This is a genomic window from Mycobacterium sp. ITM-2016-00316 (assembly GCF_002968335.2).
In the GTDB taxonomy this organism is placed as follows: Bacteria; Actinomycetota; Actinomycetes; order Mycobacteriales; family Mycobacteriaceae; genus Mycobacterium.
Genome location: NZ_CP134398.1, coordinates 3,010,212 through 3,023,992, shown reverse-complemented (window position 1 = coordinate 3,023,992; position 13,781 = coordinate 3,010,212). Strand labels below are relative to the sequence as shown.

At 66.6% G+C, this 13,781-nt stretch carries 16 protein-coding genes and 1 pseudogene; 7 read left to right on the top strand and 10 right to left on the bottom strand.

Annotation, left to right across the window (positions count from 1 at the left end):
• The first annotated feature begins 23 nt into the window (after positions 1–23).
• Positions 24–866: an alpha/beta fold hydrolase gene (locus C6A86_RS14560; protein WP_105364738.1), complete on the top strand. Its 843-nt coding sequence runs from the start codon at positions 24–26 to the stop codon at positions 864–866.
• 6 nt (positions 867–872) lie between these two features.
• Here C6A86_RS14560 and C6A86_RS14555 read toward each other — a convergent pair whose 3' ends face one another.
• From C6A86_RS14555 to C6A86_RS14545, 3 genes are all read right to left on the bottom strand, one after another.
• Positions 873–1,874 (bottom strand): NAD(P)H-quinone oxidoreductase, encoded by a 1,002-nt coding sequence (locus tag C6A86_RS14555; RefSeq protein ID WP_233213122.1) that lies wholly within the window; start codon positions 1,872–1,874, stop codon positions 873–875.
• Positions 1,856–2,398: a hypothetical protein gene (locus tag C6A86_RS14550; RefSeq protein ID WP_105364739.1), complete on the bottom strand. Its 543-nt coding sequence runs from the start codon at positions 2,396–2,398 to the stop codon at positions 1,856–1,858. The genes C6A86_RS14555 and C6A86_RS14550 overlap by 19 nt, the downstream gene beginning before the upstream one ends.
• A gap of 98 nt (positions 2,399–2,496) precedes the next feature.
• The gene (locus C6A86_RS14545) at positions 2,497–2,694 is read right to left on the bottom strand and encodes a DUF664 domain-containing protein (RefSeq protein ID WP_233213123.1); all 198 of its coding nucleotides are present in this window, start codon (positions 2,692–2,694) and stop codon (positions 2,497–2,499) included.
• Positions 2,695–2,716: 22 nt separating this feature from the next.
• Between C6A86_RS14545 and C6A86_RS14540 the strand changes: the two genes are divergently transcribed.
• The gene (locus tag C6A86_RS14540; RefSeq protein ID WP_105364740.1) at positions 2,717–3,010 is read left to right on the top strand and encodes a hypothetical protein; all 294 of its coding nucleotides are present in this window, start codon (positions 2,717–2,719) and stop codon (positions 3,008–3,010) included.
• Between the two features lie 37 nt (positions 3,011–3,047).
• On the opposite strand, the gene C6A86_RS14535 is transcribed toward C6A86_RS14540, so the two are convergent.
• Complete coding sequence (locus tag C6A86_RS14535; protein WP_105364741.1) at positions 3,048–3,929, bottom strand: sialate O-acetylesterase; 882 nt, start codon at positions 3,927–3,929, stop codon at positions 3,048–3,050.
• Between the two features lie 143 nt (positions 3,930–4,072).
• Between C6A86_RS14535 and C6A86_RS14530 the strand changes: the two genes are divergently transcribed.
• The 3 genes from C6A86_RS14530 to C6A86_RS14520 all read left to right on the top strand — a co-directional run bounded on the left by C6A86_RS14530 (position 4,073) and on the right by C6A86_RS14520 (position 6,498).
• On the top strand, positions 4,073–5,293 hold the full coding sequence (locus tag C6A86_RS14530) for an oxygenase MpaB family protein (protein ID WP_105364742.1): 1,221 nt from the start codon (positions 4,073–4,075) through the stop codon (positions 5,291–5,293).
• 179 nt (positions 5,294–5,472) lie between these two features.
• A complete protein-coding gene (locus tag C6A86_RS14525; protein WP_105364743.1) occupies positions 5,473–5,919 on the top strand; it encodes a hypothetical protein in 447 nt (148 codons plus the stop codon).
• 114 nt (positions 5,920–6,033) lie between these two features.
• Positions 6,034–6,498 carry an SRPBCC family protein gene (locus C6A86_RS14520; protein ID WP_105364744.1) on the top strand — a complete coding sequence of 155 codons (465 nt, stop codon included), beginning with the start codon at positions 6,034–6,036 and terminating at the stop codon, positions 6,496–6,498.
• 18 nt (positions 6,499–6,516) lie between these two features.
• Here the strand turns inward: C6A86_RS14520 and C6A86_RS14515 are convergent.
• The 6 genes and pseudogenes from C6A86_RS14515 to C6A86_RS14490 all read right to left on the bottom strand — a co-directional run.
• Positions 6,517–6,642: pseudogene (locus C6A86_RS14515) on the bottom strand (DUF3072 domain-containing protein); the annotation flags it as partial.
• Positions 6,643–6,648: 6 nt separating this feature from the next.
• Entirely contained in the window at positions 6,649–7,791 is a 1,143-nt protein-coding gene (locus C6A86_RS14510; RefSeq protein WP_105364746.1) for a GDSL-type esterase/lipase family protein, read from the bottom strand.
• Positions 7,792–7,828: 37 nt separating this feature from the next.
• Positions 7,829–8,713 carry a sucrase ferredoxin gene (locus C6A86_RS14505; RefSeq protein WP_105364747.1) on the bottom strand — a complete coding sequence of 295 codons (885 nt, stop codon included), beginning with the start codon at positions 8,711–8,713 and terminating at the stop codon, positions 7,829–7,831.
• 9 nt (positions 8,714–8,722) lie between these two features.
• Positions 8,723–9,949 (bottom strand): cupin domain-containing protein, encoded by a 1,227-nt coding sequence (locus tag C6A86_RS14500; protein ID WP_105364761.1) that lies wholly within the window; start codon positions 9,947–9,949, stop codon positions 8,723–8,725.
• Positions 9,950–9,958: 9 nt separating this feature from the next.
• Complete coding sequence (locus C6A86_RS14495; protein WP_105364748.1) at positions 9,959–10,141, bottom strand: hypothetical protein; 183 nt, start codon at positions 10,139–10,141, stop codon at positions 9,959–9,961.
• A gap of 194 nt (positions 10,142–10,335) precedes the next feature.
• A complete protein-coding gene (locus tag C6A86_RS14490; RefSeq protein ID WP_105364749.1) occupies positions 10,336–11,106 on the bottom strand; it encodes an IclR family transcriptional regulator in 771 nt (256 codons plus the stop codon).
• A gap of 161 nt (positions 11,107–11,267) precedes the next feature.
• Between C6A86_RS14490 and C6A86_RS14485 the strand changes: the two genes are divergently transcribed.
• Both C6A86_RS14485 and C6A86_RS14480 read left to right on the top strand, forming a co-directional pair.
• Positions 11,268–12,758, top strand: coding sequence for a mannitol dehydrogenase family protein (locus C6A86_RS14485; protein WP_105364750.1), 1,491 nt, complete (start codon positions 11,268–11,270; stop codon positions 12,756–12,758).
• Positions 12,755–13,759, top strand: a complete 1,005-nt coding sequence (locus tag C6A86_RS14480; RefSeq protein ID WP_105364751.1) for an L-idonate 5-dehydrogenase — start codon at positions 12,755–12,757, stop codon at positions 13,757–13,759. The genes C6A86_RS14485 and C6A86_RS14480 overlap by 4 nt, the downstream gene beginning before the upstream one ends.
• Positions 13,760–13,781: the final 22 nt, after the last annotated feature.

Below are 13,781 nucleotides of genomic sequence, written 5' to 3'. Positions count from 1 at the left end.
GCCGTTCCGCTGGTCCAACTACCATGGGAAAGAAGCCTTCGCGCAGCGGTCACCTACCGATCAACGGTCTGGATCTGTACTACGAGGTACACGGCGACTTCGCTGCCCCCGGGGTTCCGTTGCTGCTCATCCCTGGCGCGTTCATGGCCACCGACTCGATGCCGGACTGGGTGGACGCCTTTGCGAAAACCCGCGCCGTCATCGTGTTCGACCAGCAGGGGCACGGCCGTACCCCGGACACCGCCCGAGCCATGTCCTATGAGCAGTTCGGGGACGATGCCGCCGAATTGTTGCGGGTGCTCGGGGTGACGCGAGCGGATGTGATGGGCTACTCCCAGGGCGGCGGCGCTGCCTTGCAACTCGCCATCCGGAATCCCGGCCTCGTGAGCAAGTTGGTGGCCATGTCCGCAACGTTTCACCGCGACGGCTGGCATCCGTCGGTGGCCGAAGCCATCGCGGCTATGAGTGCCGCCGACTTCGCCGGCACGCCTGTGCACACCGCGTTCATCGCCCACACGCCCGAGCAGGCTGCCTTCGATGCCTACCTGGAAAAGATGAAGGCACTGAACATCGGTGATCAGCAGATCAGCGAGGAGCAGATGCGCGCCATCGCTGCCAAGACGATGGTGATCGTCGGTGACGCGGATTCGGTGATCCTGGAGCACGCGCTGGCCTTGTTCAGGCTGCGCGGGGGAGCGGACGACGAGGCGGCCAAAACAGGCCTATTGCAGAGTGTTCCGCAGGCGCGCCTGGTGGTACTGCCCGCCACATCGCACATCGGCGTCGCCGGACAAGCTGACGTGGTGGTGCCGATGGTGACCGCGTTCCTCGACGACGTGCCCCCGGTGACACCCGATCTCTTCTGATCGGGATCATTGCGGCCGGTTGTCCAGGATCACCTTGCCGACGGTGCGCTTGGATTCCAGCAGCTGGTGCGCGCGAGCGGCCTCGGGTAGCGGGATGACGGTGTCCACGACGACACCGACTGCCCCAGATGCGAACAATGGAAGGACGTCGCGGGTCACGCCGCTGATGATGTCGGCTTTCTGGTGCAGCGGGCGCGCGCGCAGCATGGTCGCGGACACGGTGGCGCGTTTGGACATCAGGTAGCCGATGTCCAACTGCGTGGGGCCGGTGGTGCCGCCGATGATCACCAGATGGCCGTCGGGTGCCAGGCATTCCAGGTTGCGTGCCAGGTAGTCCGCCCCCACCACGTCGAGGATGCTGTCGACGCCGCGCCCACCGGTGGCTTCCAGGGTGGCGGCGACGAAATCGTGTTCGCGATAGTTGATCGCGGTCTGAGCACCGAGACGCAGGCCGGCCTGCACCTTGGCGTCACTGCCGGCGGTGGTGATGACATAGGCGCCGATCGCCACGGCCCACTGGATCGCGAAGGTGCCGATACCGCCACCCGCGCCGTGGATCAGCACGGTCTGCCCTTTGGCGAGTCCGGCAATCATGGCGAGGTTGGAGTAGACGGTGGCGGCCACCTCGGGGATCGCGGCCGCTTCGATCATGTTGACACCCTGGGGGATCGGCATCACCTGGGCGGCGGGCACGGCGACTTCGTCGGCGTAGCCGCCGCCGTCGAGCAGTGCGCACACCTCATCTCCGGGTGACCACGCCGCGACATCTGCTCCGACGGCGGTGATCGTTCCGGAGCACTCCAGCCCCAGCGGGCGTGGCGCCCAGGACGGCACCGGATAGTGCCCACGGCGCTGTAGCAGGTCAGCGTTGTTGACCCCTGCCGCCGCAACTTTGATCACCACCTCGTGGGGCCGGGGCTGCAACCTCTCGACATCCCGCCACTGCAGCACGTCCGGCTCACCTGGGTGATCGAACAGCATCGCGCCGCTCATCGCGCGGCTGCCCATGCCGCGATGTTCTGTGCGTAGAGCGGTGTCTCGACGCGGCAGTGCCGACCGGACGCCTCCTGCCGGGCCTCGGCGGCCTCGCTGAAGGTCTGGCCGTTCTCGGCGATGAACTTCAGGAACGCCTCGGTGGGATGGGAGGTCACGGTATTGGTGTAGCGGCACAGGTCACCGTCGAGCTGTTCCATGCGAAGCTCCCAGATGACCTGTGTGGTCGTCCACCCGGCGGGGGTGAGAATGTCCGACAACGACACCATCTTGCAGTAGTGGGTTTCGGCGACCTCGAATCGGTACTGCTGGATGACCAGCCCGGTGCCGATCATCTCGATGTTGATCGACATGGGTGTGCCGTCGTCGTCGACCGTGTATCCCGCGGCCTTGTGATCGCCGGGCGCGCAGCGCTGATACTCATGTGTGGGAAGAGTTTTCAACCATTGGGCGATATCGACACGATCGAACGGCGCTTCCACGTCGGCGGTGATCGCTGCGTGCGAGAGCACCAGGTCTTCGCGGACGGCGTTGCTCATATTCTGCTCCTGTCTTCGATGGAGAGGCTCACACCACACAGCATGTCCGGGTGACCGCGGTGTGGACAATGACGCTGGCGTGACCTCATCGGGTAGTGCTAGCTGCCACCGGCATCGATCTGCTCGCGCAGGATGTCGGCGTGACCGGCATGCCTGGCGAACTCCTCGATCATGGCCAGTAGTGTCCACCGCATACTGAGTTCTCCCTCGACGGGATTGACCTTGGTGTCATCGAGGTCGAACCGCGCCGCAATCGTGCGGGACAGCCGGCTGGACCGCTCGAATTCGGCGATCACACCGGCTAACTACCATCGACCTATGAGCGAGCCGCAGACGACAGCTGATGGTCACCATGTGGTCATCGACGGGAGGCGCTGGCGCGCGACGGATCCGTCGATACCTGAGGAACGCCGAACCGAGCTGGTGCGGATATTGATGGCGTGGCGCCGGGAGGTGCGCAGGACGAAGGGGACGCCGGAGGAGCAGGCGGCCCGCGCCGGCGTGCAGGCCGCGAAGGTAGCTCTGGGAGAGCGGGGCCAGCCGCCGTGGTGGGAGCAGACCGACGAGCAGCGCCGAACGCGTTGGCAGGAGCCGCTTTCCGAGCCGAATTGATGTCGCGGCGCACCAGATGGGGCGCGGACGGTTCGGGTCAGCGGCGGTAGTCCCGCAGTGCGGCAGCATCGAGTCTCTGGTAGGCCGCCCACATATCGCGCCCCAAGGCTCGGATGCCTTCGGCGCTGTAATGCCGATCGGCCAGACTGTTGAACGAATCCCTATTGCCGGGTACAAAGGCCGTCCGCGGCACGCGATTCGGGGTGTCCTGGTGCACGGCGTCGATCACCGTGTAATCCTTGCCGCTGAGCTCCATCTCCTCGGGCACCATGCCGCCGAGGATGATCGGGGTCTCGGCCCCGTACCGGACACGAAGATCGTCGAACAGCGCATCGAGCTTGCGCTGGTAGTCCGGCCCAGACGTCAAGGGCACATCGGATTCCCCCTGGTGCCAGAGCACGACAGCAACGGTGCTGCCCGGATGTTGTGCCAGGGCAGCGTCGATCGAACGGACCGCCTCACGGTAGAGATTGCGCCGAGTCTTGGTGTCCTCGATGTCCCAGGTGTAGCCGTTCTTCGGATGAAACGAGGTGTCGCCGCGGGCGCAGGGCACCAGCAGAACCGCGCGGTTGGTCGCCTCGGTCAACGCCTTGCCGAACGTGACGCCGAAACCAACACGCCGCGAGGGTGTCTCGTGCACCAGCGGATCCGCGCCGAGGACGACGGTATTCTTCGACGGACCGCTGTTGGCCCACTGGTGCACATTCGGGTGCGGTTTATCGGCCCCTTCCCGGTCCAAGGGCAGGCCCATCCCGAAGGCGTTGGACTGCCCGAGGATCGGCACCACCAGGTACGGCTCGCTCGGCGGTGCCACTGGGATGCCTTTCGGTGCGATCCGGCGCTTGATGAAGCACTTCAGTTCGAAGGCCGCCCGCTTCCACAGCGGGGCGTCGCCATCGGGGTTGCGGGGCGTGCGCATGGCCAGGACAGTACAACCGCCCCGACCGGCACACATCCGAACCCCGGGGGGTGTGCGCGGCACGGTTTGTTGACACCCGTCAACAGCCAGGTAGTCTCTTTTGACTACAAGCGTTGTCTAAATCGGCTCAAAGGGGAGCATCGATGACCGTGGGTGTCCCGACCAGGCATCCTGCCGGACCTCGTCCGGTCCCGGGGATGATCAAGCTCCTGGCCACGGGTCTGGGCATACGCAAGCCAGACCCGGGGCAATGGCATCGACTCGGGGAGCGGCTCACCGTGGGTGACGAGCCCATGGATCGGCTACTGGACTGGATGGTGGACACCGGCCTGCCGCAGACCCGTCCGCTGTTCGACCGGGCGCTGGCCGAAGGCATCGCAAATGTGCCGGAAGCGCCGCAGCCGCTGCTGGACTTTTTCTCCTCGGTGGAGGCTCTGCCGGACTGGGTCGATCCCGGGCTGATCCGGCGCGGGCAGCGCGCGATGCGGCGCGGTGGTGCCGATGGCATGTACATCGCGCGCGATGTGTCCCTGCTGGGCGGCTATCAGTTCTCCGGTTTCAACAAGACCCTGCTGCGCACCGGGGCCTTGGAGAAGGGCTCCAACAAGCGCTTCGCCGAGACGATGCAGTGGGCGATGGACGTCATCGCCGAGGACGGTCTCGCGCCGCTCGGGGTCGGTTATCGGTCCACGATCCGGGTCCGGCTGATCCACGCCTTCGTGCGCAGGCATGTCGGCGCGATGCCGGACTGGCGCCCCGACGAGTGGGGCGTGCCGGTCAATCAGACCGATATGGCGGCCACCTTGATCGGTGCGCTCATTGCTCCGCCGGCGGCCAGCCTCGGAATGGGAATACTGACCGCGCCTGAGGATCTGGATGCTGTGGCTCACCTGACGCGCTATGTCGGGTGGCTCATCGGCGTCGACGACGAGTGGCTACCGCACAGTTTCCGCGACGGCATCCGGGTGCTGTACCACACCTTGACCGCGCTCTCGGCGCCCGACGAGTCCACCCGGCAACTGGCCGCACCGATGGCCGACGATCCGCTGGCCTGGCATTTCGACAGCCTTCCCGCGCTGCGGCGGCAGCTGGCGCGGGCACAGCACCTCTCGGTGACGAGCGCCTTTCTCGGACCCCGCGCGATGCGGATGCTGGGACTGCCTGCCTTCGTGCCGCCGTGGTATCCGCTGCTCAAGTTGCCGGTCAACGTGGTGCGCAGTGCGGTCGACCTGACGCTGCCCGGCGGCATGGACCGTGCCGCGCGTCGCGGGGACCGTCAACAGCATGCTCTGCTGCGCACGATGATGGGCGAAAGTGATGTCGCCATTGGTGATTCGGCGACCAGTGTCAGCCAGGTGGCCTAGGGAACCTTCGTCGTGCGAAATCTGCGGCGCGGTGTTCCATCGGGTTCGGGCACGAGGCTTTCGATCGGATGGCCATGTCAAGGCCGCAGTGAAGTAGTTGGGATCGGTAGCCGGTCGGACGGAATGAACTGATCGGACAGCAATGCCAACGTGGCCGTGCTCGACGAAAGGAAACGGCTTTGACGTTCTTGCGATTCACAGCCACGATCGGGGTAGCCGCCGGCGTCGCCGTGGCGGGGTCGGCCATGGGCGGCGGCGCCACCTCTGCCGCCCAGGGGCCCAGCTATCAGGGCGGAAACTGTCCATCCGGCATGACATGCACGCACTGGTGCCCGGGTGATCCGGCCGTCCCGGGCAGCCAGGTGTTGTCCTGGGATTGGAACGTCTGCCACGACTGGTACTGGAATTCCGACGGCATCGTCGACGTGACCACAAACATCATCTACCCGTGGTCGGGCGCGCCACGTCCGGCGACGCCTCCGCCTGTTGTCCCGCCCGCACCCCCGCCGCAGCCCTTGCCGCCGGGGACGCCGTTCTGCAGTCCACGAGGCTCGCTGATCATCATTCCGCCGATCTGCGACGAGATCGGCGTCGACATGCCGCCGGGTTCGGTTCGCAGAGGCTGAACGCCGCCAATGTGCCTACGCAAGCCGCCCTGTGGGTGGAGATCCGGCCACGCGACGGCTTGCCGCCCGGCGACCCAACGTTTCCCACGACACGACTTTGGGCAGATTGAGGGGATGAGTAACGACAGCAAGGTCACGGTCGAACGAACCATCACCGCCCCCGTCGATGCGGTGTTCGACATCCTCTCCAACCCCGAACGGCATCCGGTACTCGATGGGTCCGGGTTTGTCCGCAGCGTCGACCAGGCCGACCGGATCCAGAAGGTCGGCGAGGTGTTCACGATGAACATGCAGGGTGACCACATGGGCGGGGAATACAAGACCGACAACCACGTCACCGGGTATGCCAAGGACAAGCTCCTGGCCTGGAAGACGGCGCCCGCGGGCACCGAGCCTCCCGGCTGGGAATGGCTATGGGAGTTGGAAGCGCAGGGCCCGGGGGAGACGCTGGTCCGTCATACCTATGACTGGTCCAAGGTCACCGACAAGAAGCTGCTGGAGAAGGTGAAGTTCCCGCTCGTCACCGAGGACCAACTGGACGACACGCTGTCCAGGCTCGCCGCCGAGGCGACGTCCTGAGGCGGTGAGCCGGGCCAATCAGCCGCGCCCGGCCTTTTTTTGCAGCTCCTCGAGGAGGTCGGAGGCTTGCGCTTTCGTCACGTCCTCGGGGACCTCCGCGCCCGCCTCTTGGGCAAGCGAGTGCAAATAGCTGCGTTGCGGGCCGCGCTTTCAATCGCGGGTGAAGATCTCGCGGATGGTCCCCGCAAAGCGCTCGCCGACACGTTGGTGAACCTGTGGGCCAGGATGCACGTTGTCGGCGAGGGGGAGCTCAGCGAAGTCGTCCGGCCCATACAACGTCAATCCGTCGAGGTAGCGAAGGTGCGGGTCGACCGCGGACCGTTGTTCGACGATGGCCGCGAGTTCGCGACGGATGACGCGCAGCGTGAGCTTGCCCGCCCTGGTCTCTGCCGGATCTCCCGTGGCGACAAATGTCATTGTGCCGCTGCTGAAATCGGGTGCCAGCGGTCCGGGAGTGTCTTCGTGGATCGGGCAGTAGAGCGCGGAGACGACGACGATCGGAGTTGTCGGGTGACCGTCGCGGAGGGTGTCGAGAAAGCCGTGTACAGCGGGCCCGAACGCGCGCAGGCGCATCAGATCGGCGTTGACGACGTTGATGCCGATCTTGATGCTGATCAGATCGGCCGGAATGTCGCGCATCGTGCGTGCGGTGAAAGGATCCAGCAGGGCCGCGCCACCCATACCGAGGTTGATCAGTTCCACGCCGGCGCCTGCTGCGGCCAGTGCCGGCCAGGTCCCGGTGGGATGAACTGCGTTGGAACCGTGACTGATGGAGCTGCCGTGGTGTAGCCAGGAGGGCCGGGTGATCGGGAGGCTCTCCAGCGGCTGGTCACTGCGAAGTGCGATCAGTTCGGTGACTTCGTTGTGCGGCAGCCAGATCTCGACGGTCTTGTGGCGATCGGGAAGATCGGCGAAGCGAATCGTGCCGGGCGCGCCGGGCAGGAGTTCCTCGGTGCCGCTCGCGGCGTCCTTCATCAGTACATTGCCGCCGGTCAGGCTTGCCTGCGCGGCGAGTCGGCCGTCGATCAGCAAGTCGTAGACACCATCGGGTCGCATCGGCATCCCCCGATAGGCCGCGCGGGTACGCAGCGCATCCAGTTCGATCACCGTGGACTCGGTCCGGAAAACCAATCGGCAACCGGCGGGATGGGATTCGGCCATCGCAAGCTGGGGATCAGCACATTGCGCTCGTGCCCAGCCAGGCAACCGATGCGGAAGCAGGCCGTTCGCCGTCGGCTCCAGTTCGCGTGCGCCGCGCACGATGTCCATCGAGATCGGGGTGGTAGCCGGCATGACGGTAGCGGCTCCTTTCAGTAGTTGGGCACTGGCATCAGGTGCTGATCGCACGCAGACTGTAGGTCCGGACCGGACCTGCCGTGGTTGCTCGGCACTGAGAGAAGACCGGCCCGGACATCTCTTCGTTCAAGAGGACCTCGACCGCGCCGTTGTCGGCCGCCAACACCACCCGGACAGTTCCGTCGGCACCGTCGACGGTGACGGGATGCAGTGCGTCGATCCGGTCGTCGCCATAGGCTTCGCGCGCGAAGTGTTGTGCAGCCTGCACGGCGTGGGGGACAGAGGTTCGGCCGCGCAGGTATCGGTCGTCGAGTCTGCCGTCGAAGTACAGCCGGAGAAATTCGGCGGCGTCGGTGCTGTCGGCGCGGCCGTAGCACAGGCCTTCCGGCAGGATCAGCATTGTCGCGGCAAACCGATCACCACCCAGATGCGAACACTCCCAGACTATCTCGGGATATGACGCGGAGATGGCGGCTGCCGCCGCCCGGCCCCGCACAGCGCAGCATTGGTCGTGCTTGCCGTGCGCGCAGACAGCCACGAGCGGATCTTCCGATCGGATACCGTCGCCGCCGGCGAGATCGAGGTCCAGATACTCATGTGCCTCGCCGACCTCACCGTGAAAGAGAACATGCTGTCCCACCGTGGAATTCGCGACGAACCACCGCCATCTCGGGCTCGGCGACCGGCGGCCGTGTCGCCGGACCGCGGCGATGCGCATCCCCGCCGACTCGGCGCGGCGCACGATCGACCGTCCCAGAGTCGGATCGATACAACTCGGCGACTGCAGGAACGCCGACGGGCCCCAGCCGCCTTCGAGTTCGAGCAACAGCCAGGACGATCCGGCCGACGCCGTGCCGTACATCGGCTCGTCACGGGCCAGGGACTGAACGCTGCACGGTGGGCGTTTCTCCGGCGTCACCAGCTCAGCCTAGGGGTGGGCCAGGTCGGTGAGGGAGGGCACCAGCGCGCCTTCGCGGAGCAGCCGTCGAATCAGCACCGCGCCATCGGCGCTGTCCAGACCGGGTAACGTCCTCGCGTCAGCGGTCCTGCCAGTGACGAGTTCCCGCAACGCATCGGAGCACACCACGGGAAACCGGATGGTCTTGTCCGGCAGGCTCAGGGCCACCCGGTCGTCGTGTTCGTGCGTGATGGTGGCGGTCAGGCCGCGGCGCCAGCGCACGTGCACGGTCTCGGCCTGCTCCGCGGCACGCATCATCGCCAGCGGACGGACAGCCTCGGCTCTGGTTCGCGATCCGTGCCGGGCGATCAACCGCTCGGCGGCAGCGGTGCTCAGCACTTCTGCGTTGTCGCGGAGATGGTCGGCGATCTGTGCGATGACTTTCGCTGTGGTCGCCGCGACATCGTCTTTGTCGACCGGATTGATGCCCAAGGGCAATGGGGCCCGCAGCTCTTCGACCGCGCCGAGTTGCTCGATTACGGCACGCGCGATATCCACTGCCGTCGTCGCCGCCACACCGATCGTCAGGTGGATGGAGGTCGTGTCCAGCGTCTGCGCGGCGTGCACCCACCCACGCGGTAGGTAGAGCGAGTCGCCCTCCGACAACTCGACGTCGATGACCGGTTCGCCGGACACGCGCGCGGCGATCTGGTCACGGTAGTCGGTCCACGGCTGCGACGGCAGCGGATGAACGTGCACCGGTTCATGCACGATCCAGCGTTTGGTGCCAGATACCTGCAGCACGAACACGTCGTGCACATCGTAGTGAAAGTCGAAGCCTCGATTGCCTGGTGGCGTGATGTAAGCGTTGGCCTGAACCGGATGACCGATGTCGTCGACGGCTTGCCGGACGAAGTCGATCAGTGGCGGCCAAAGCCGGTGCAGCCCTTGCAGAACGACGGTGGCGCCCGATCCGAGCTGACTGAGCACCTTCGCCGAGTCGACCTGGTCGCCGATCTCCGCGCCGAAGCCGGCAGGCCCGAGGTAGGAGTCCCTGGACAGGACGTGCCCTTCCTTGGCCAGCCGGATGAACGGGGCGCGCACCCCGCGCTCGGCGATGAGCTCGTCGACCATGTCGGGCGACAACACATCGCAGAAGTCGCGGGGTAGCGCACCCGAGCGGCTCAGCAGCGGCTTTTGCCCCCAGTACTCGGTGGCGAAGACATCAGTGTCGATGCCTATGCAACGGCTGAGCACCACGGACTCTCAGGCGGTGCCGTCGGCGCCACCGTCGTGACCTTCGGGGTTGCTTCCGCCGTCGGCGGGGCCTTCGCCGTCGGCGGTGCCGTCGACGCCACCGTCGTGACCTTCGGGGTTGCTTCCGCCGTCGGCCGTGCCTTCGCCGCCGTCCGCGGGAGTGGTGCTGATGTCATTGTCGTCGAGCGCCATGTGAGTCTCTTTCCGATGTGATCCCCATGGGGAATGCGTTCGCTTCCGCGTCGCGTCAGCGTGCGCAGGCTGTGCGCGTCGACGGTGTGCCCCGCCTGGGGTCACCCGAAACCCCAGGGTTGGCTTGCCTCAGAGCTGGTCGAGCTCCATTCGATCCGCAGGCGGCTTATGCCGCGGGGCGCTCCGGCGGGCCGTCAACCATCGAAAGTCGGTGCCACCGAAAATCCCGGTGGCGCTGAAAGTCGGAGCACGTCACGCAGCCGGCTTCCCAGCCGGTCGAGCCGGTCACCGTCCATGCGGGTGCTCGGTCCGGTGATGCTCACCGCCACGGGGCGACCTGTGGATCGTCGCAAAGCGACACCCACACAGCAGATTCCCGCCTCATTCTCCTCGCGCTCCATGGCGAACCCGTTTCGCCGCGCCTCGCTGACTGCTCGGCTGAACTTGTCGACCACCGCGGGTTCCGCGTCGGCGGTGTACGCCGACAACTGCGCATCCGAGGCGCCCTCGCTGGCGACCATGGCCCGGCCGAGCGCGGTGGTGAGCACACTGACCTGACGGCCCACGCGGGACCACACGCGCAGGGTCCGGTCGGGCTCCACCTTGTCCAGGTACAGAACGTCACGGCCTTCGAGAATGCCCAGGTGCACCAGTTCTTGGACCTCCTGACAGATCGCCAGCAGCGCCGGGCGGAAGAGCGCGGGCAGATTCTCCTCACGCTGGAATCGCTCCACCAAAAGCGCTGGGCGCGAACCCAACCGGTAGCGTTGGTTGGCACTCTGTTCGGCGAAGCCTCGGTGTTGCAGCGCTTGCAGCGTGCGATGCGCAGAGGCCTTGTTGAGCCCGCTTGCCTCGACCACGTCGCGTAGAGCCATGCCCTCGGGTCCGGCGTCGGCGAGCAGCTCGATCAACGCGAGGGCCTTGTCCACACTGCCGACCGGGGAGGGCGAGTCGCCATCCGTCATCACGTGCCCCTTTCCGTTCCACAGCCCTACCGAGAGCTTGGCACACCCGAAATGGTGACCCTTGACACAGCTGAGAGCCGCGTGTCACTGTGGTTCGCATAACGATACATTCGGTTCATAATACGGAACATGTTTCGACGGTCGACAACTGGAAGAGAACGATGCTCAGACTCTCTCGGCAAACCACGCCGGCGCGCGCACTGCTCGGTGCCTCGGCCGGTGACGCCACGGGAATGGTCCACCTCGGTCTTGGCAACTTTCACCGCGCCCACCTTGCCGCCTACAACGCGCAGGCCCTCGCTGTCGAGCCCGGTGACTGGGGCATTCACGGATTCGCCAACCGCTCTCGCGACGTGGTCGGGGCGATGCACGCCCAGGACGGTCGCTACGCCATCCTCGAGCTCTCCGAGAGGGGCCGCCGTGCCGCCATCGTCGACGTCCACCGCGGCCTTGGCGTGCTCGCCGACGAACCCGAAGCGTTCGTCTCGGCTGTCGCAGCCCCGACACACCGCATCTTGACCCTGACCGTCAGTGAGGTCGGCTACTGTCGCTCCCCGCGCAACGGCAGCCTCGACGTCGACCGCGACGACGTCCGCGCCGATCTCGCGGACCCCGCCCACCCACGCAGCACGATCGGACTCGTCGCCCGCGGCTTGGCCGTCCGTGCCGCGGCCGGCGACCCGATGACCGTACTGTCCTGTGACAACCTGCAATCCAACGGGCACGTCACCCGCGCGATCATCACGGAGTACCTGCACGCGAGCTCCGCGCCGGACGACGTGCTGAGCTTCGTCCGCGACCACGTCACGTTCCCCAACTCGATGGTCGATCGAATCGTGCCCTCGACCACGAGTGGGACCATGGCCGACGTCAGCGAATTGCTCGGCGTCGACGACCAATGCCCGGTGCCCGCCGAGGAATTCACCATGTGGGTCCTCGAAGACGACTTTGCCGCGGGGCGGCCCGCCTGGGATCGTGCCGGAGCGATCATGAGCGACGAGGTCGAAGCATATGAATTGGTCAAGCTGCGGCTGCTCAACGGCTCGCACTCCCTGATCGCGTACCTCGGAATCCTCGACGGGCACGGCACCATCGCCGATGCGTGGGCGCAGCCGTTCATTCGCGATGCCGTACGGGCGTGCGTCACGCACGAGTACCTGCCGACCATCGCACTGCCGAGGGACTTCGACGTCGACGCCTACCTCGACTCGCTGTCGCACCGGTGGGCCAACTCCGCACTGGGACACCGGACATCACAGGTCGGCACCGACGGCTCGGTCAAACTGCTGCAGCGCGTCCCGGAACCTGCATTGATTGCCTTGCGCAACGGGAAGATTCCCCACCTGCTGGCGCTGACCGTGGCCGGCTGGATGGTATCGGTCGCGCCGCCTGCCGGCATCGACGCCGGCCCCTACGCCGGCGAGATCCGTGAACCCGCTCGCGACAGGCTGGCCGAGGTGACACGCGGGGCGGCTGGCCCCCGCGAGCACGCGATGGCAGTGCTGCGTGGCGGATTCCTGCCCGACGACCTCGTCGCCCACGAAGCGTTCACCGACCGGGTCGCCGACCTGGTCGCCGTCATCGCCCGCAGCGGCATTCGCGCCGCGGCGCAGGACGCCGTCGACGCGGTCGACAACAGGAGAGTGTCATGAAAGCGCTGGCAATCCACGGCAAAGAGGACATCCGGTGGGAGGAGCGCTCCGCGCCGGAGCCGGCCGACGGTGAGGTCCGGCTGCGCGTCGGCTACGTCGGGATCTGCGGGTCGGATCTGCACTACTACTTCCACGGGGCCAACGGCGAGAACGTCGTCCGCGAGCCGTTCACACCAGGACACGAGTTGTCCGCAGTCGTCGACTACGACCCGTCCGGCCGGTATCCGGCGGGCGCACCGGTGACAGTGCATCCGGCGCGTTTCGGAGCCCCGGTGGACGGCCTGCAGGAGCGTCCCCACCTCTGTCCCGGTGGCGACTACCTCGGTAGCGCGGCCACGTTTCCGCACCGTCAGGGCGGGGCCGCCCAACTGCTGATCGTCGAGGACCACATGATCCGCGCATTGCCCGCTGGACTGCCGCTGAAGCGGGCCGCACTGGCCGAGCCGCTTGCGGTAGCGCTGCACGCGGTGAATCTGGCCCCCGATCTGGCAGGCCGTCGGGTTCTGGTGATCGGCGCCGGCCCCATCGGCCTGCTGGTCGTTGCGGCCGCCGCAGAAGCCGGGGCCACCGACATCGGTGTCAGCGACCTACGTCCCGAGCCGCTGGAGCGCGCAGTCGCGCTGGGTGCCACCGCAACGACACTGGTCGGCCGCGACGTCATCGACGACGAGTCCTACGACCTCGTCTTCGAGTGTTCCGGCGTCGGTGTCTCGGTCACCCAGGCGGTGCGGGCTGCGCGGCGAGCAGGCACCGTCGTGCAGGTCGGCATGCTGCCGAACGCCGAGATCGGCATCAACCTGTCGCCGATGCTGGCCAAGGAGGTGAGCCTCGTCGGCGCGTTCCGGTTCTCCACCGAGATCGACGACGCGATCGCGCTGCTCGCCGCCACCGACCGCTTCGACGCGGTGATATCTCACGTGATCCCGGCGGCCGACGCCGAGAACGCCTTCGCCGTGGCCCGCGACGCCTCCGCGTCGGCCAAAGTGCTGCTCCAACTCTGAAATCCCGTCCACCACAACCGCT